Here is a 17,477-nt window from a genome sequence, read left to right on the forward strand (position 1 = left end):
ACTTCTCTTCTATCTACATGATTTGTTTGGGTTTTCTAAAATGTGGACATTTTCATTGCCGAATTAAGAAAAGCTGTAGCAATGAAGCGATTCTGACGTTTAGATGGGGCATGCCGAGAAAAAGCAAAAATTAGGATATATGCTCTGTAACTTGCTGTATTTAAACGAGTAGATTGGAAGTCCTGCTCAAGCGAAGGCCGCTTCGCGCCCAATTGCTTCAGCCATCCATGGAGGAAGGTTGGATCTATGCGATTTCAAGATCTGCCAATCGCTACTCGACAGGCACACGCGTAGCTTTGCGACTGTCTCTTGGGCGTGAGGTTTTCCCAGCCAGGCAAGCGCACGTACAGCGTCGCCAGCAATGGTCGCTCCGAGGGCGACTTGCCACTGTGGCGCATGCTCGATTCTCACCTGAGTCTTGCCTAACTGCAGGATTCTCGGCCGTCCGCTGGTGACAAATACCTCCCGAATCGACATCTGTTGCGTCAGCCCTAGCGCGTTCGCCGCACGGGCACCGCCCAACGCGATTACCTGATGGCTTTTCGAAGCCATTGCGCTGATGACCTTCTCCGTCGCCGGCGCACGTTTGCCGAAGCGACCGGTGACCGGAGCCACATAGAGGCCACGAGAAACTCGCATCAACTTCCCGCCTTTGACTAATCGGGAGAATGCTTGGTCCACCGCCGCTCGGCTAGCCAAATAAAGAAACTCTTTTGGCGCAAGAGCCCCTCCTTCAGGGAGAAGTCTGCTGTGCTCGATGATCGTCTCGGGAAGGGATTTCATGATGAAGGCTAGCTTTTGAGATATGTCAGAAACCTAGCAACATTTCTGACATTGATCAAACGAAGAGCGGCCTCGTACAGGTGTAGGAACAGTTCTCCTCATGTGCTACGTGCACCATCGCTGTTCGCAAGCGACGCCCCGAGTAGCTTCAGCTGTGTAGTCGCTTCGACCAAGCGCTCCTGCAGGCCCTGCGCTTGCTGCGCCTGGGTCGCGGAGGCTTCGCCCAGCCGGGACACCTCCTCCTGCAATGTGCTGCAACGCTGTTCCAGGGCTTCATTCGCTCGCTCAGTGCCGGTCAACGCGCTCTGGGCGGCTTCCAAAGCCTGGACCTTCTGCGCCAGTAGCTGTTGCTGCGCATGCTGCTCTTTTTGCAACTGCCGCGCCTCGGCGAGCAGGCGCGCATTGTCGCGGTTCAACTGGGTCAACTCGTCCTGCTTGATTATCAAGGTCTGCTGCAGTTGCCGCAGTTCCAGTTGCAGCTGCTGTACCTGCGACTCGTGTCGACGTTGTTCCTGCTCACGCTGCTCCTTGCTGGCCTGTCGGTAGTGTTCCAAGGCGTCGCGTGCGTGCTGATGTTTTTCCTCCAGCGAACGAATCTGCCCATCGCGGTCCTGCAGGCGCTCCTCCAAATCGCGGTTGGCCTGCAATAGGCGGGCATTCTCAACCTCGGCCTGTTGGCGTTGCTGCTGCTCCTGCTGTAGCGCTTGCTGAACAGCCTGAAGCTGTTCCGTGAGCCCGCCGCATTGACTTTCCAACTGCTGGATGCGGCTTTCGGCTTGCCGAGCCTGGTTCTGGTAGCCGAGCCGCTCACGTGCCAGTTGCTCGCGCTCTTGGGCCACGGCGGCCTGCGCATCCTCCTTTAGCTGATCCGCTAACTGGCCGACCAGGTTGGCCAGCTGTTCGCTGAGCGGGATCGAGGCCGCAACCCGGCCGCGCTCGGCATCTTCGAGTTCTTTTAGATAGCGGTGAATGGTGGTTTTCGAGCCGGTATTGCCTAGTTCGACTCGTACAGCATCGATGCTGGGGTTCTCGCCCCGCGCCAGGATGGCTTGTCGCGCCTTCTGAACCAGTGCCTTGTTGATGCCGCCGCGAGCCATGGTTTGCTCCTACGATTTCGTAGTGGATTACATACCATGTATTTACATTCCAAAACGATCCGATGTAAAGCGATTCTCAAGTGTATAAATCAGATAAAATAATGGAGCGTTATCCAATAAGATCGGCACAAACGGTCGCTTAGCTGCCGTTTTCAAGTACACAAAGGGCATTTCGAGCGATGAAAGACGTCGGGCGCTATCTGCAAGCCGGTACGCGGGAAAACACCCGCCGCAGCTACCAGTCGGCCATCGAGCACTTCGAAGTGACGTGGGGTGGCTTTCTGCCTGCCACCAGCGATAGCATCGTGCGCTACCTGGTGGACTACGCCGACACCCTAAGCAGCAACACGCTCAAACAGCGCTTGGCCGCTCTGGCTCAGTGGCATATCACCCAGGGCTTTCCTGATCCGACCAAGACGCCCACGGTGCGTCAGGTGCTCAAAGGCATCCGCACATTGCATCCGGCGCAAACGAAGCAGGCTGCACCGCTGCAGTTGCAGCACCTGGAGCAAGCAATTCAATGGCTGAATCAGGAAGCCGAACGGGCTCAGCAGTCCGGCAATTTGGCAAGCCTGCTGCGCAGCCGGCGCGATGCGGCGCTGCTGCAAATCGGCTTCTGGCGGGGTTTTCGCAGCGACGAACTCTGTCGACTGCAGGTCGAGCATATCCAAGCCGAAGCCGGTGCGGGCATGAGCCTATTCCTGCCGCAGAGCAAGGGTGACCGGGAAAACCTCGGCACGACTCATTACGTACCAGCCTTGAAATGCCTCTGTCCTGTGCAGGCTTATCTCGACTGGATCAGTGCCGCCGGCATTGCCCGTGGCGCAGTGTTCTGTCGCCTGGATCGCTGGGGGCATCTGGGCAGCGAGGCCCTGCACCCCGGCAGCCTGATCAGCTTGTTGCGTCACATCCTGCAACGCGCCGGTGTCTCGGCCGAGTTGTACACCAGCCATTCGCTACGCCGAGGCTTCGCCACCTGGGCCACGGCAAATGGCTGGGATCTCAAGGCCTTGATGACCTATGTAGGCTGGAAAGACATCAAGTCCGCCATGCGCTACATCGACCCCGCCATATCCTTTGGTGGCCTTGCAGCTAAACCTGCCCTTGAGCTTCATGCTGGACCTCTGGGCCAAATTTCAGCTTCTCATTAACACCGGTACACATCAGGGACAACGGCGCCGTATGAACCGCAATCGGACTCGCTGCTGGCGTTTACAGGCAGCTGAGCCGCTCTAGAATGAACTTTATAGGCCTTTATAGTCGATTATAGAATCCTATTCTGGACGCCCGATTCACGCTGCCCGGCGAGCTGGGGCTGACGATTCGCACCCTGTTCGTCTGCACCTTCGTGCTGATCTTTGCGGTCTGGGCGGTGCCCGTGCAGCAAATTGCCGAGGTCAACCAGCGCAACCTGCTGTGGCTTGGCCTTTCCGGCATCACCACGGCGCTGTCTTGGATCTTCTACTACAAGGCGTTGAAGCTGGGGGACGTAGCCACGGTGGCGCTGATCGACAAGGGCAGCGTCGTGGTAGCGATGCTGATGGCCTGGCTACTGCTGCGCGAAGTGATCACGCTGCGGATGCTGGCCGGTGCCGGGTTGATCGTGGCCGGGCTTTTGGTTATTGCCAAAAAGCCCTGACCTGTGATCCTAGGCCTCGTGCTGTTGAAAGGTTGCCGCCAGCGTGAGCTGTGCACGGGCCTCGATGATCTCGATCAGTTCGAAGTGCTTGGGGAACTCTCGCTGAGGCAGCCGCTGGGCACGAAGTGATGATCCAGGTGAACCGCGGTGCTTTGGCCTTCGACAGTCGCTCCGTGATAGTCAGGATGCCATTCCCAGCTCCGTACAGCGCCATTGTCACGAATGCCGGCCATGCTGCGCGGGCAGCAGCAAAGCAATCCCAGTCGGGCAAAGCAGAATCTCTAAGCGAGTTGCCCTAGTAGGGTGAAGGTTTTGCCCCAAGGTGAATTCTGCAATACACCCAGCGACCTGAGCTGCCTCTATGACCATTCCGATAGCCAGGGCCGTATAGTGCGAATCCAGATGCTGATGCAACTCACTCAGGTCTAGGAACTGATCGATACAGCACAACAGGTGATTGGCTGGAATGTGATCGTCCAGATTGAACGTGTAGAACAGAGGGGCCTGAGCGGCCTGCTGACGTCCCACCATCGTGGAGAACTCCACTGAGCTGATGGAGGTTGAGTGAGCCAGCTTCAGCCAGCTCACTCAACCTAGTTTTTCAATGGAATAGGCCAAAAGCGGACTGCCAGGTAAGCGGGCCTCCTCAGCCCATCTGTTCAGACCGATTAACCGCCAAACGCATGTAAGTGCGCCAACGCGTGCTTGCTTGTCAGATCCCCTTACCTAGCATCTTGCCGTTAACGGTTTCGCCGTAAAGGTTCACGCCGTCATTGGCATGGTATTTATCACGGGTTTTCTCGACTGAGCCATCGACCAGGCGCGGGTCTTGCGGTCGCTCGTGGCTATTCATAAATGCCGCCACGTTCCAAGCGTCTTCGTCTGACAGGGTGCCGCCTTTGCCCAGTGGCATGTTTTCCTTGATAAACGCCGCGGCTGTGTTGATCCGATGCATGCCTGCACCCCAGTTGAACGAGTCCGCCCCCCATAGTGGCGGGAATACATAAAGGTCACCAGACTTCTGTCCTTCCCCGTTCGGCCCATGACAGACGGCGCATTGTGCGTCGTAGACCTGTTCTCCCTTTGCCAGGTCGTATCCGCCTTCGGGTTGTGGCACTTCCGGATAGGCCCGACCTGGTAGCTCTTGCGCCGTGGGTGCTCCGGTTGCAAGCCAGTATGAATAGGCTGAAAGCGCGGCGATAACGGGGCCGTCAGCCTCGGGTGCCTTGCCGTTCATACTGAACTGGAAACAGCCCTGAAGGCGCTCGGCATAACTATTCACCTTGTCGTTCTTCTTTCGGTACGCCGGGTACATGGTGTAGGCGGCCCAGAGCGGTGCAGAGTTGGCTTTCCGGCCCTGTTCGAGGTGGCAGTTCGCACAGGCTAGGCCGTTGCCCACATAGTCGGGCGCATGCGTCTTGGTATCGACGAATATGGCCCGACCTTGCTGTACCAGTTGCCCGTAGGCGTTGTCAGGCAGTTCGCTTTCCTTTGGCGGTTGGAAGTACTTGCTGCTAGCGGGATCACCGGCCCCGGTCAGGATCTGCGACTGATCTTCCATCGCGATGTCGTCCGCGAGCACCGGGAAGGCCAATGACATCAACAGCAGTGCGGTTGTATGGGTCTTCATTTGGCTGCTCCTTTGTCGGTCAGGCCTGCGAAGTACGTCGAGACCGCCGTTACCTCGTCCTCGGTCAAGCTACGTGCGATGTGGCCCATCAAGTCGTTGGGGTCGTTCTTGCGGGTGCCCTGTCGCCAGGCGGTCAGCTGCGACGACAGGTACTGTGCCGACTGCCCGGCCAGCGGTGGGAAGGCGTCGCCGACTCCTGTTCCGCTGGGACCGTGGCAGGCGACACATTCTGGAATATTGCGATCCCACGCACCGCGCAGGGCAAGTGTCTCGCCAGGTCCATCGGCCAAAGCGGTACGGTCGACTCGATCAGGCTGCGGATGCGGCTTGCCGGCCAACATGGTTGTGACCGCATCGGCTTCGTCGGCGCTCAACGCCGCGGCAATGGGTTGCATGATTGGGTTGGCGCGTGCACCGGATGCGAAATCAGCCAGCTGCTTACGCATGTACTCGGCTGACAGGCCCGCAAGGCGGGGGAAGCCCGCAGCGGCCATCCCCCCACCCTCGGCTCCGTGACAGGTAACACACGCCATGGCGGCGGGGTTGGCCCCGCCTTTGCTGTAAACCGCAGTCGCATCCGCAGCTTGCGCGGACACGGAAACCACAAGAAAGAGCCCAGCCAAGGGCAATAGGGGGACGTTCATATAGCCTCCATATCATTATTATTTTATGCAGCATCGGTGCTGGCGGACCTTTGCCGATCTAGCGCTTTGACAACGGCCCCATGATCTCATTCAATGCATCGGGGCGAGGCGCGCCCTGATGTTGCTGCAGCCGTCCGTCATCGTCCAGGTAATAAATCGCTGGCGTAGCCGAGGCGCCCATTTCACCCATCAGGGTGAGGTTCGCCTCTAGCTGCTCATTCACTGTTGGCGAGATGCCCTCGATCGGCTTGAGCGTGCTCGCCTTACCCGCTGCTTCGTGTACATTGAGGGCCGCCTCGGGATCCTTGGCGGCCAGCAACGCGGCGGCTTTACCGGCGCTGTCCGGACGCAGCATGCCAACCATGACGTGACGAAGCTGAACGTCACCCGCTTCGACCCAGGGCCGCGCCTGTTTCCAGAACATGTTGCAGAATGGGCAGTTCGGATCGGAAAACATGTAGATGACCCGTGGCGCTTCGGCCGCGCCGTCAGCTATCCAGGTGCTGCTCTCCAGCCGCTGCCACATCTCGCTGCTCATCGGCTCATACACCAGTTTTTCAAGCGGTGCCTTGGTCAGGTCTTCACCCGCGGCATCCAGCAAACTGCCGATCACGACATGATCGCCGTCCGGTGTCAGGTACAGCGCGATGCCCTCTCCGTTATAACGCGCCGCATAGCCCTTCAATCCGCCCGGTGCGTCGAAGCTGCCGACTACTTTGGCTCCACGCGCTTCAATGGCCTGAACCGCAGGAGGCAGGGCCTCTGCCAGCACCAGGGGTGCCGGTAGCAAGGCCAGCGTAGAAATGAAAAAGGAAAGTGATCGTACGGATTTCATGGCTGGTTTTTTACCTTAAATTGCTCAAGAGCGCGCGCCAGACTGGCATGAGAAAGCTCACCGAGATGACTGCCAACCTGGCGTCCCTCGGCGTCATAGAAAAGCGTGGTGGGCAGTGCTGCAGAACCTACATGCTGGCCGAGGCGACCGCCGGTGTCGAGCAGGACGTTTTCCAGGCTGAGCCCTTCGGCGTCAAGGAAGTCGGCGATCAATCGCTCGCCCTCACCCTGGTTGACGAACAGGAAATTCACCTCGGTGTTGTCTTGCTGCGCCTTCGCAAGGACCGGCATTTCCCGCCTGCAGGGAGGGCACCAGGTGGCCCACAGGTTGACCACAAGCGGCTTGCCGACGTAATCCTGCAAGGCGGCCGGCTTGCCCTGGATGTCTCGCAACCCCATCTCGGGCAGCCGCGTGCCCTGCTCGAAGGCATGCAATGCGAATGTCCCAAATCCCCAACTGAGCATACCTACCATCACCGCAGCGCCAAGTGGTCTACGCAAACCGCTATCGCGCCAGGCAAGCCAAGTACCCAACAGCACCGCCACCAACAAGCCTGGCCAGGCAATAAACCCGCCGTCACGTATGTCGATCACGCGCCAGGGCTCTTCTCGGAAATGCTCGACATACACCAGCACGAAGGCCAGCCGAGCGACCAGTAGCGCCACCAGCAGCAGCCTGAACAGCTGCTGTTCCGGATTCCGCTCGCTGCGCCGCCCGACCCACCAGCCGGTGAGCATCGCCAGAAACAGGCTCACCAACATGAGCGCATGCGGAACGGCGAGTGCCAAGGGCCCCGCATTAATTGTCAGCATCAGCCTCGCTCCATTGTTTCGTTCCATCTGCTTAGAAATTGGATCGCGTCGACCTCGCCGGTGATGCGTTGGATACGTCTTTCTTCCCCGTCCGGGCCGATGAAGAGCAGCGTCGGCGGCCCCATGACCTGATAGCGGTTTAGCAGCTCGCGACTGGAGGGGTCGGTCTGCGTCACGTCCGGCCGCAGAATCCGCACGCCAGTGAGCGCGGCTTGCACCTGCGCGTCGCCGAATACTTCCTTTTCCATGACCTTGCAGGACACGCACCAGTCCGCGTAATAGTCCACCAATACCCACTGGCCGGCGGCTTTGGCGGCAGCCAGCTCACGATCAAGGTCGGCCGGCTCGCTGAAACCGACAAATCCGTGGGCAGACTCAACACCCTGCGAGGGCGCAACGCCGCCCGTGAACACACCGAGCGGCCGCATGACATCCTGCGCGCCGCCAGCCGCCCCCAGCAGCAGCGCCACGCCCCATACCCCGGCTAGCGCCGCGACTGACCGGCTGAACGCCTGATGCCGCACCAATTGACGCGCCAGTTGCAGCAATCCACTGGCGCCCCTGAAATCAACCTATAAGCGTTTGCCCACTTGCGGAAAATATTTAGCTCAGCAGAACAGGAAAGTTTTCTGCATCGCAACCATGGCGATGGTTTCGGGCTGTACCGGTTTCGGCACGGTCAGCTCGTCAACTGAACCCGCTGGAAGAGCAGAATCTACCAAAACCAATGTTTTGGAGGCAGGAGCAGCCATGCTCCAAACGGATTCGCCTCTGGATCCCATGAACGTCTATTTGGTCGGCTTTCATCCCATGAAAGATGATCCATCACATCAAATGGAAGCGCATCATTTTTGCACTCAAGCCAACGAAGATTTTGCGCAATGCGCATTGTTCGATGGAAACACACGAAGCGCGAATTTGAACGGTATCGAATACATAATTTCTGAAAAGATTTTCGAAAGTTTACCGGAATCAGAAAAACAGTATTGGCATCCCCATAATGGAGAGATTCTTTCGGGACAGCTGGTTGCACCTGGCCTGCCGGTTAAAGCAGACCATGAACTTATGAAAAGCAAAATGAACAGCTACGGTAAGACTTGGCATACGTGGGATGCAACCCATGGCAAGCCAGGCGAGTCGTTGCCATTTGGAGAACCGAAGCTCGCATGGTCGTTTAATCGGATTGGTGAGGCCAAAAAGGGATTGGTGGAAAGCCGAGACAAGCGTATGGATATCAATACGGAGGAACGTCGTAACGCCAGACAGGACCTTTTGCCACTGGCCAAGCCCCAGAGCGGCGTGGATGCGCTCAAGGGCCAATTTGAACGCCCCACCCGATCCATTCCCGGTGTTGTTGATAAAAAAACCACAAATCAGTCCGAGGCGCTGTCGGAATCGGATTCTAGATAGAGGTCAGTCGTTTGCCGATATAAAGGCTTTTCTCTCCTGAGGAGACTGATTACGGTATCTGTTCGAAGCCGTGCAGTAATGCGCCTTATTCCTGCGCTATTTCCAGAAGCGCTTGGCCGGCTGATCCTGCCAAACCAAGCGCAGCTCTGCCGTTGCAGCGCTAAAACCAAGCATATGCCCGGATAACCTACGTCAATACCGGATGCTTTCGATCATCAAGGCGACCGCTGCAATAAATGCAATCAACCCAAAGCCTTTCTGAAGCCTCTTGCCGTCCAAGCGCGCAGAAATTGATTGCCCCGTCAGCATTCCTGCAATCGCACCCGCAGAAAATGGAAGAGCAACTGTCCAGTCAAGATTGCCAGCTAACACTGAAGACGATACGCCGCTAACCGACACAAGCCCTATGACTGCCAATGATGTTGCAGTAACAGATCGCATAGACAGATCGCTGTAACGGCCCAGTGCCGGTACCAGGACAAATCCCCCGCCTACGCCGAGAAGCCCGGAGAGGAAACCAGCCAGCGAACCCGACGCTGAGACAATTGCTGCGCAGCGAGACGTCCAACGAAACCGCCCCGTCTGAGGATTGAGCTGACAAGGAATTGCTCGCGCATGAATAGCATGACGGCTTGGCTGCCGGACGGAACGGAACGCTACGTAAAACAAAACAAGAGCGAACAGCATGGCAAGCATGCTGTGCTCTAATCTTCCCGCAGCCCAGACACCCGCAGGAGCAAGCAACATGCCGCAGAAGGCCATCAGTACAGCCGCCTTGTAGCGAACTATTCCTTCCCTAAGACCGATAACCGCCCCCACCCAGGCCGCCAAACCAACAGCAAGCAAGCCAATAGGTGCCGCTTGAGGCAAACCAAGGCCCATCACAAACACCAACAAGGGGACCGTCAGGATGCCTCCCCCCGCCCCTGTAAGCGCTAGGACAATGCCAACGAGCAAGCCGAGTCCAAACTCAATGACCATAAGCCGCCCTGTCCGGGCGCCTCGGCCGAGTCATGCGGATACTAACGCAGCTAATCACTGCGGCTTATCCGCTAAGCGAGTCTGCAGCTCGTACAGCGCCATGCCCGCTAGCATCGCGAGAATAAAGATCAGCGGCTCGCTCCGGCCACTCAAAAGCGTCGCGACCGCCGGTCCTGGACAATAACCGGCCAGCCCCCAACCCACTCCGAACGCCAGGCTACCCAGCACGAGACGACGATCTATTCGGGTGGCGGTGGGCATCCGCATGACATCTCCCAGCACCGCCCGGGACCGTTTGGAGGCGAAATAGAACCCGACACTGGCGACCACGATCGCACCGCCCATAACGAACGCAAGCGAGGGGTCCCACGGCCCGGTGAGGTCTAGAAAGGCGATCACTTTGGATGGATCGGCCATCCCTGACAGGATCAGGCCGAGGCCGAAAACCAACCCAGCTACAAATGCGCTTAGCAATTTCATGGCAACTCCTCAGCCCAGCAGGTGGCGGATGACGAATACGGTCAGAAAGCCGCTGGCCATGAATGCGGCCGTCGCGACCAGCGAGCGCGGCGACCGGCGCGACAATCCACATACGCCATGCCCGCTCGTACAACCAGAGCCATACCGCGTGCCGACCCCGACCAACAATCCGGCTGCGATCAGGGTCAAGGTGCTCGCATCAATCTGGATATCTGGCTGCTCGAACGCGGCCTGAAACAGCACCGGCGCGATGACCAGTCCGGCGATGAATGAAACACGCCAGAGCACATCGCCTTTGGCAGGCCGCAGCAACCCGCCGACCACGCCGCTGATGCCCGCGATTCTCCCGTTCAACAAGATGAACAGGGTCGCAGCGAGGCCGATCAACGTGCCCCCGGCGAGCGAGAACCACGGTGTGAAATTCGCCCAGTCGATCGTCATGTCGTGGATTCCTCACGTTCGGGATGCTGGCAGTAGAGCCGGTAAAGCACCTGCATGACCTCCATCGCTTGATGGCTGGAAATACTGTAATGCACTTGCTTGCCTTCGCGCCTGGTGCTGACCAAGCCGTTGTGACGCAGCACGGTTAGCTGTTGGGACAGGGTCGGTTGCTCGATGCCCGTCGCACTGGCGAGATCACCCACGCAGTGCTCCCCTTGGGTCAGCTGGCACAGCAACAACAGGCGGTCAGGGTTGCTCAGCACCTTCAGCAAGCCGCAGGCGTCCGCAGCACTGCGGCGGAGGGTTTCGATATCGAGATCTGCCATGTCGGCCATTCTTCTTCAGCTGGTCAGGTGGATTTGACAATATAATTTATCAATATATATTTCAATATATAGTATCGACGCGACAGCGGACGCCCGGCTCGGAACTCGACGTCCCCTACAGGCACCTAAAATTGTGCGGCATCGCTTTTCTCTTCACCTCGCTGCGCCCCCGTCGGCGCGAACCAGGAGATAGACATGTTATCGATACAGCAAAACAGTACGAATCATGACCAGGCGGACCGGGTTCGCCGCTCAACGTCCCAACCTGTGAACCAAGAAATCGATCGGCAAACGGACGCGAACGTTCGTCGATTCAGCGGGATGGGACGAAGCGCAATTCTTCAGCGTATCGACGCCCTGGATCGCGAGTGGGACGTGGAGCGCGTGCTCGAGGTCAATGCCTCCTCGCTCGCGCTGTCTGGCTTGCTACTTGGCCTGACAGCGAACCGAAAGTGGTTTCTGCTGCCTGGCGTCGTGCTGCCGTTTCTTCTGCAACACGGTTTGCAGGGCTGGTGCCCGCCGCTGGCGATTCTGCGCCGGCTGGGTATTCGCACGCGGGGCGAGATCGATCAGGAAAAGTATGCACTGCTCAGGGCGCTGGAACAGGCACCGCTGAACACTCACCATTAGCCGAGACCATCATGATATTTCGCCAGCTGTTCGAGCCCGTGTCGTCCACCTATACCTACTTGCTCGGGTGCGAGGGCACCGGCCAGGCCGTGCTCATCGACCCGGTCATTTCCGCAACGGACCGCGACCTGGCCGAGCTAGCCAGGCTGGACCTGCAGCTGGCGTTCACCTTGGACACCCACATACATGCCGACCACATCACCGCCGCGCTGGAACTGAAGAAGCAGACCGGCTGCCGTATCGCGGGGCCGGCTATCGACAAATTGCCCTGCACGGATGTGGGCATTGAGGACGGTGTTCCTTTCATCGTCGGCAGCCTGCAGTTCACACCCTTGCATACCCCCGGGCACACCGACGGGCACTTTGCCTATCTCCTCGGTGATCGCCTGTTCAGCGGTGATGCATTACTCATCGACGGCTGCGGTAGGACCGACTTTCAGAACGGCAGCGCCGACGATCTGTTTCACAGCGTTAGAAACAAGCTGCTCACGCTGCCAGACGACACCCTGGTCTATCCCGGCCATGACTACAGCGGTCGTCGAGTCTCGACCATCGCCCAGGAAAAGCAGCGCAACCCCCGACTCGGTGAAGCGATCACCCTGGAGCGCTTCCGAGAAATTATGGCGGAATTGAACTTGCCCTATCCCGCGTTCATCGATCACGCCGTGCCTGGAAATCGCCTGTGCGGCGTCTGCCCACCCGACCTGACGGATAATTTCCGTCGCTATTGCGAACAGGTTGAGCGCAGTCCTCAGGGCTGATTACGGTGATGCCAAGCCAGTGAACGTTTCCGCTAAAACGAACAACCGTTCCGGAAGGGCGGGCGGCTTTATATGATAGGCAGCTACCGACCAACAGATACTCCCTGCGCCAATTTAGTGATGGCGCGAAGCTTAACCCCTGCGCCGGCGGATATCGTGACACAGGGCGTGGACGGGCTCGATGTTTCGCAGGAGTTCGGTTGGTTGCGTTACAAAAAGCTGTTAGCCGACCGAGATGCCGTCATGGAACCGCACCACGGTTTCATTGAGGATCGTGTCCTCGATACCAACTTTGATCGTGACGCGAAAATCGTCGTAAGCATTGCGCATCGCAAGCCGCTCATTATCTCCAGGTGGGTTATTGAAGCTGACGGCAATTTGCTGGTGGTCAGCTCCATGGTACGCAATACGCTCATTGCGTTTGCGCATGTCGTAGGCAAACCGACATCGATATAGCCAGGCCCTTCAGCCCGGTAGGTATCGACCTCACCTCAGGAGCAATTGGGCATCTTGGCAAAAAATGGCCAGTTCTCGATCACAAATTTTCAGAGCGAGCTTCCACTTATGGATTCCAATCAAACCGATTGCGCAGTGTAAAAGCCCGAGTCAGCCAGAACGCTGATCTATCTCCGGTAATTACCTGCTCAGTTGCCTTCGCGATCTGGCGACTCAATGACTCTATGCTTTGGCACCAGATCGACCAACGGCGCGATCATCATCTGAGCAGTGCGAATCCAGGAGCTCAACGTCTCAAGATCTAATAGCACTGATTCGGCTACCTCCCAGACGCAGGATTCCTCGGTCGTAACCGGCGGTAGAGTGCCTTCGACCAACGCCTGAGCCATCGTATGCAGCTTCAGCAAGTCGTCGCGTACAGCAATCATCCCACCCACCTCAGCCAGGCTAGTGTCCAGTCGATCGACAAGTTCAAGTAGCTGTGACGTGTAGAAGCTGTTGCGAAGCTTGTCCAATGCTGCGACGTCCACCTCTCCACACGGCGTAACGCGAAAAGATGTGGGAGATATGTTGATCATGAGGTCATCTCGGTATCGGCCTGGCGGGTCGTGCTGACCCGCAGCGAGCCGGCGGCTTGTTGAAACACCGAATCCTTGATCCATGGTTCCGGCGGCCGATTGAGTTTGAGGTTGAACTCGCCGAAGCGTTTGACGTTGCTGGTCAGGTAGGGACTGAGGAACGACACGTCTTCATCGGTGAACTGCCAGCCCTCGCGGGCCAGTTTCTGCAGGATGCGCATCATGTCCACGGTGTTCTGCAGGATCACCGACGAGGCCACCATGTCGTTGTAGCGCAGGCGTTTCTGCTGCTCGTCCGGATCGTTCTCGGCGATCACATCGCCGCCGAAGGATAGCCACTTGGAGAAACCGTTGTAGGACTCGATCTTGTTGGTGTTCGCGGTGACCTCCTGGCGCAACTCGCGACTGCCGATCCAGTTGAGCAGGAAGATCGTACGGATCACGCTGCCCAGTGCCTGTGCCGCATGGTAGAGCTTGTTACGCCGGCTGTAGGAACCGAGTTTTCGCAGCAGCATAGACGAGGAGATTTTGCCGGCCTGGATAGACAGCGCGACCTGCATCAAATCCTGCCAGTGGGTTTCGATCAGGTTCCAGTCGGCAGTGTCGGTGAACAGACGGTTGATATGCTTGTACGAAGCGCCGCGATCCGGCCGGCACATCACCAGGTCCCGCCAGTTGCGAATACGTGGCATCAGGTTGATGCCCAGCAGATGGGTGAAGGCAAAGACCGTCGCCGATTGCCCCTGAGTATCGGAATACACAGTGTCTGCCTCGACACTGAGATCAGCCTTGAGCAGCCCCTCAATTACGTAAATCGCCTCCCAGATACCAGGTGGGATGAAGTGCTGGAACACCGCGATGTAGTTGTTGGCCACATGCCGATAAGCCACGGCCCCCATCTTGCGGTAGCGGAAGTGGTAGCCGGCTAGCAGGTTGTCATCATAGAAGTCGAACTGAGTACCGTCCGCGGCCACCGCCTTGCCATCGCCCCAGAGCTTAGGCAGGTCAAGTTGCAAGTAGAGCTCCACCAGCTCGCGGTTAGCTTTGTCCAACTTCTCCAGCGAGAGGTGACGGCGATTCGTATAGGACAGCATGTGTGGCGTGACATTACCGGCCAGATGCCGTGCGGCCTGGTTAGGGCCCAGGTTGCAGCCCATGGCGAAGATAGTCATCAGATAGCGCTCGGCCGGCTCTTTGAGCTTTGGCTCGTTGCCGGACATGGGGCCGAAATGCCGAGTGAACTGAATCCAATGTTCGATGTTGGCCATGATGTCCAGCACATGCCTAGCCGGCATGCGCTGCATAAGCGCTGTCTGCAGCGAGATGGCCGAAAGTGGGATGTCCCGTGCTGTTACACGACGCAGTACCGGTTCGCCGGCCTCGTTGATCGACACATCCCCCCGACAGGAGGGAAACTTGTCATCCAGTTGCTGTGCGGTTTCTTCCAACTGGCTCTTGAGCGAGGCGACAAATTCCGTCGCGTTGGCAGGCAGACCCACTTTCTCGCAGTAGACTGGTAGTCGCTGGAGACACTCTTCCCAAGGCAGTAACTGCTTGCGGTAATCGGCGAAGGATTCCGACCCTTGTACGCACATGTCACCGGATCGCAGCTCGCTGGCCAGGTAGGAGAATACGCAAACTTCTAGATAGCGCCGGTTGGTCGGTGGCCCCTCACTGGAAGGACGACGAACGACCTTGACCCAGCGCTCCGACGCAAACGACAAATCGACGTGCTCGTCGATCCATTCGCGGTGTAGATTCTCGCTGTCCTGGATCAATTCCAGTGCCTGAACCAGCGATCGATCCTGAGTCGTGGGCTCCAGTTGGAGAAGGTGACTGAGACGGAATAATAGTGAGCGATGGGACCTGAAATGCTTCCAGATCAGCGGCAGGTAGTTATTACCGCCGGTAGCCTGGACTTCGGCGCAAGTCTCACGCAACCGATCCAGATTGCCATCGGGGGAGAGGTATTCCCGAATCAGGCTGCCAGCCTCCTGATCATCCGGTTCTTGAACCAGAATCTGCACTACGCCGTTCAGGGTCGCTGCCAACTGCTCCAGCTTCTGGCGTTGCCGCGCCTGAATTTGCTCCAACTCCTCCTTGGCGCGTTTGTGGATCGTCGAAATCCGCCGAATGAACATCTCGGCCAAGTGATCCCGAGTCCGCACGCGCATTCGGTAGATCAAGGCAAGCATCAGCGTGTAGCGTTTCGGCAGCGAGCAGTCCTTCAACTCGGCGACGTCCGACGCAGCAGCTTGGGCAGCAAAGTGGCGGATCTTGGCATCGACGATCCCTTCAAAAATGGCACCCAGATCCCCGAAGCTCTCAAGCCAAGCCAGATGATCGATCAGCACTTCCAGGTGCTTGCGGGAGGGCTTCTTGGGCGCCTGTTTCAGCGCATTGAAGTCGCTCTGGCGTCGGCCGAAGTCCGTGTCGAGCAGCTCCTTTAGCTTGTGGATCACCTCGATTGGCGTTCTGGTTACCACGAGGTTGAATATTGTCTCTTGGGCTTCGGCATGAATCCGCTCAGCGAGATCATTCAGGGTCGAGTACGCAGGGAGCTCATAATCCTGGCGGATCAGTTCTTCAATCACGGAGTTGATGATGTCGGCACGCTGGTCAAGCACGAACGACATTGCTTTGGCATGCCGCTCGGCGAGCTCGATAGCATCAGAGCCGTAGAATGCAGTCACACCGAGGCGAGCTCGGATCGCGTTCATGTGGCGATACTGCTGAAACCACTTGTATTCCGCGAATTTCACCTTGCTACGCTGACCCAACTCTCCGCGAATGAACTCCACCAGTTGATCAGGCACGTCGGTGATGTCAGGAAAATATCGAAGTACCTGGAAGGTCTTGAGCAGGACGGCGAGATTGAGGTGAAAGGGGGCCTTGGACTTGCTTCGTACCCACTTAATCTCATCATCTGAGAAGGAAAAATCACGCTGCAGCTCAGCTTTTGAATACGTCTTTGGCAGAGTGGGGTACGCCGTGCGCTCTAATGAAGCCATAGGACCTCCTTTTCTGAGGAATCAGAAAAGATAGTCCACGATCAGGGGCTGTGCGGGCTATTTAGAAAATCGTTCAGCATCAGCATCTTACGAGCGAAGTGAGTGAATTTCCCCTTTATCTCGGCATGACCCCAGTTCAATGCGCGCGATGTCTTTGAGGCGAGTGATCTCACCGTTTTCGCCGGAGCGAATGATGATGTTCTCGAACTCTTCCTCCGAGACCAGACGACCCTGAGTGTTGACCGACAGCTGGAACGCGGTGGCATTCGGCGCAGGCGGAGCGCCCAGTGCACCGGCCGCCACTTGACGGTTCTGCTCGCGAATCGCCGTCACCACATCGGTTGCCGTCAGGTTGCGCGAAGCAGTTTTGTTCGGATCAAGCCACACCCGCAGCGAGTAGTCGCCCATCCCGAACAATTGCACATCACCGACACCGCCCAGCCGCGCCAGCTCATCCTTGATGTTGAGCAGGGCGTAGTTGGACAGGTAGAGCATGTCGTAGCGTTTGTCCGGCGAGGTCAAGTGCACAACCATGGTCAGGTCGGGCGAAGCCTTGTCGACGGTGATACCGATGCGCGTCACTTCCTCGGGAAGTTTCGGCTCGGTCCGGGTTACGCGGTTCTGCACCTGCACCTGCGCGTTATCCAGGTCGGTACCCAGCGCGAAGGTGATGGTCAGGGTGATCTTGCCGTCGGCGGTCGACTGCGAGGACATGTAGAGCATGTTCTCGACGCCGGTGATGGCCTGCTCCAGCGGAGCTGCCACGGTTTCACCGATGACTTTCGGGTTGGCACCCGGGAAGTTCGCGCGGACCACAACGGTTGGCGGCACGACTTCCGGGTATTCGCTGATCGGCAACTGGAACAGCGAAATGGAGCCGGCGATCAGGATCAGCAGCGACAGCACCGCTGCGAAGATCGGCCGGGAAATAAAGAATTGGGAAAAATTCATCTGGTTTGTCGT

Annotated in this window: 19 protein-coding genes and 2 pseudogenes; 5 read left to right on the forward strand and 16 right to left on the reverse strand. The window is 57.8% G+C overall.

The features are described from left to right. Window positions 1–186: 186 nt before the first annotated feature. The gene (locus DU29_RS0117045) at window positions 187–783 is read right to left on the reverse strand and encodes a DUF6088 family protein (protein ID WP_028622755.1); all 597 of its coding nucleotides are present in this window, start codon (window positions 781–783) and stop codon (window positions 187–189) included. A gap of 98 nt (window positions 784–881) precedes the next feature. Continuing rightward, window positions 882–1,880, reverse strand: a complete 999-nt coding sequence (locus tag DU29_RS0117050) for a DNA-binding protein (RefSeq protein WP_028622756.1) — start codon at window positions 1,878–1,880, stop codon at window positions 882–884. A gap of 179 nt (window positions 1,881–2,059) precedes the next feature. On the opposite strand from DU29_RS0117050, the gene DU29_RS0117055 reads away from it, so the two are divergent. Further along, a complete protein-coding gene (locus tag DU29_RS0117055) occupies window positions 2,060–3,031 on the forward strand; it encodes a site-specific integrase (protein ID WP_028622757.1) in 972 nt (323 codons plus the stop codon). A gap of 179 nt (window positions 3,032–3,210) precedes the next feature. Continuing rightward, window positions 3,211–3,519 (forward strand): EamA family transporter, encoded by a 309-nt coding sequence (locus DU29_RS01000000130095; protein ID WP_225104399.1) that lies wholly within the window; start codon window positions 3,211–3,213, stop codon window positions 3,517–3,519. A gap of 216 nt (window positions 3,520–3,735) precedes the next feature. Here the strand turns inward: DU29_RS01000000130095 and DU29_RS1000000133335 are convergent, their stop codons facing one another. The 6 genes and pseudogenes from DU29_RS1000000133335 to DU29_RS0117090 all read right to left on the reverse strand — a co-directional run. Further along, the gene (locus DU29_RS1000000133335) at window positions 3,736–4,050 is read right to left on the reverse strand and encodes a hypothetical protein (protein WP_033050637.1); all 315 of its coding nucleotides are present in this window, start codon (window positions 4,048–4,050) and stop codon (window positions 3,736–3,738) included. A 181-nt stretch (window positions 4,051–4,231) separates the two neighbouring features. Beyond that, window positions 4,232–5,149 (reverse strand): c-type cytochrome, encoded by a 918-nt coding sequence (locus tag DU29_RS0117070; protein ID WP_028622758.1) that lies wholly within the window; start codon window positions 5,147–5,149, stop codon window positions 4,232–4,234. Then, window positions 5,146–5,793 carry a c-type cytochrome gene (locus tag DU29_RS0117075; RefSeq protein WP_028622759.1) on the reverse strand — a complete coding sequence of 216 codons (648 nt, stop codon included), beginning with the start codon at window positions 5,791–5,793 and terminating at the stop codon, window positions 5,146–5,148. Before DU29_RS0117075 ends, DU29_RS0117070 begins: the two co-directional genes overlap by 4 nt. Window positions 5,794–5,851: 58 nt before the next feature. Beyond that, a complete protein-coding gene (gene dsbG, locus DU29_RS0117080; protein ID WP_028622760.1) occupies window positions 5,852–6,628 on the reverse strand; it encodes a thiol:disulfide interchange protein DsbG in 777 nt (258 codons plus the stop codon). Then, window positions 6,625–7,440 (reverse strand): TlpA family protein disulfide reductase, encoded by an 816-nt coding sequence (locus DU29_RS0117085; protein ID WP_028622761.1) that lies wholly within the window; start codon window positions 7,438–7,440, stop codon window positions 6,625–6,627. The genes dsbG and DU29_RS0117085 overlap by 4 nt, the downstream gene beginning before the upstream one ends. Further along, a pseudogene (locus DU29_RS0117090) lies at window positions 7,440–7,997 on the reverse strand (thioredoxin family protein); the annotation flags it as partial. The pseudogene DU29_RS0117090 and the gene DU29_RS0117085, both read right to left, overlap by 1 nt. 85 nt (window positions 7,998–8,082) lie before the next feature. Between DU29_RS0117090 and DU29_RS01000000130105 the strand changes: the two are divergent. Beyond that, window positions 8,083–8,850, forward strand: coding sequence for an OBAP family protein (locus DU29_RS01000000130105; RefSeq protein ID WP_050483123.1), 768 nt, complete (start codon window positions 8,083–8,085; stop codon window positions 8,848–8,850). Window positions 8,851–9,042: 192 nt separating this feature from the next. Here the strand turns inward: DU29_RS01000000130105 and DU29_RS0117100 are convergent, their stop codons facing one another. The 4 genes from DU29_RS0117100 to DU29_RS0117115 are packed head-to-tail and all read right to left on the reverse strand — an operon-like array spanning window position 9,043 to window position 11,087. Further along, window positions 9,043–9,831, reverse strand: coding sequence for a sulfite exporter TauE/SafE family protein (locus tag DU29_RS0117100; RefSeq protein ID WP_028622763.1), 789 nt, complete (start codon window positions 9,829–9,831; stop codon window positions 9,043–9,045). 54 nt (window positions 9,832–9,885) lie between these two features. Further along, window positions 9,886–10,311 (reverse strand): YeeE/YedE family protein, encoded by a 426-nt coding sequence (locus tag DU29_RS0117105; protein ID WP_028622764.1) that lies wholly within the window; start codon window positions 10,309–10,311, stop codon window positions 9,886–9,888. 9 nt (window positions 10,312–10,320) lie between these two features. Beyond that, window positions 10,321–10,752 (reverse strand): YeeE/YedE family protein, encoded by a 432-nt coding sequence (locus tag DU29_RS0117110; RefSeq protein WP_028622765.1) that lies wholly within the window; start codon window positions 10,750–10,752, stop codon window positions 10,321–10,323. After that, a complete protein-coding gene (locus DU29_RS0117115) occupies window positions 10,749–11,087 on the reverse strand; it encodes an ArsR/SmtB family transcription factor (protein WP_028622766.1) in 339 nt (112 codons plus the stop codon). The genes DU29_RS0117110 and DU29_RS0117115 overlap by 4 nt, the downstream gene beginning before the upstream one ends. A gap of 186 nt (window positions 11,088–11,273) precedes the next feature. Here DU29_RS0117115 and DU29_RS0117120 point away from each other — a divergent pair, with 186 nt between their 5' ends. Together DU29_RS0117120 and DU29_RS0117125 are read left to right on the forward strand one after the other, a co-directional pair. Continuing rightward, window positions 11,274–11,708 (forward strand): hypothetical protein, encoded by a 435-nt coding sequence (locus DU29_RS0117120; RefSeq protein ID WP_033050640.1) that lies wholly within the window; start codon window positions 11,274–11,276, stop codon window positions 11,706–11,708. An 11-nt stretch (window positions 11,709–11,719) separates the two neighbouring features. Next, window positions 11,720–12,469, forward strand: coding sequence for an MBL fold metallo-hydrolase (locus tag DU29_RS0117125; protein WP_028622768.1), 750 nt, complete (start codon window positions 11,720–11,722; stop codon window positions 12,467–12,469). A gap of 222 nt (window positions 12,470–12,691) precedes the next feature. On the opposite strand, the gene DU29_RS1000000132435 is transcribed toward DU29_RS0117125, so the two are convergent. The 4 genes and pseudogenes from DU29_RS1000000132435 to DU29_RS0117145 all read right to left on the reverse strand — a co-directional run. Then, window positions 12,692–12,898: a hypothetical protein gene (locus tag DU29_RS1000000132435; RefSeq protein ID WP_144000652.1), complete on the reverse strand. Its 207-nt coding sequence runs from the start codon at window positions 12,896–12,898 to the stop codon at window positions 12,692–12,694. Between the two features lie 215 nt (window positions 12,899–13,113). After that, a complete protein-coding gene (gene tnpC, locus DU29_RS0117135) occupies window positions 13,114–13,503 on the reverse strand; it encodes a Tn3 family transposase post-transcriptional regulator TnpC (protein WP_028622770.1) in 390 nt (129 codons plus the stop codon). Then, on the reverse strand, window positions 13,500–16,514 hold the full coding sequence (locus DU29_RS0117140) for a Tn3 family transposase (protein WP_028622771.1): 3,015 nt from the start codon (window positions 16,512–16,514) through the stop codon (window positions 13,500–13,502). Before DU29_RS0117140 ends, tnpC begins: the two co-directional genes overlap by 4 nt. 126 nt (window positions 16,515–16,640) lie before the next feature. Beyond that, window positions 16,641–17,465, reverse strand: a pseudogene (locus tag DU29_RS0117145) (efflux RND transporter permease subunit); the annotation flags it as partial. Between the last annotated feature and the right edge of the window lie 12 nt (window positions 17,466–17,477).

Origin of the sequence: Pseudomonas sp. Ant30-3 (assembly GCF_000690905.1) — a bacterium.
GTDB lineage: Bacteria > Pseudomonadota > Gammaproteobacteria > Pseudomonadales > Pseudomonadaceae > Aquipseudomonas.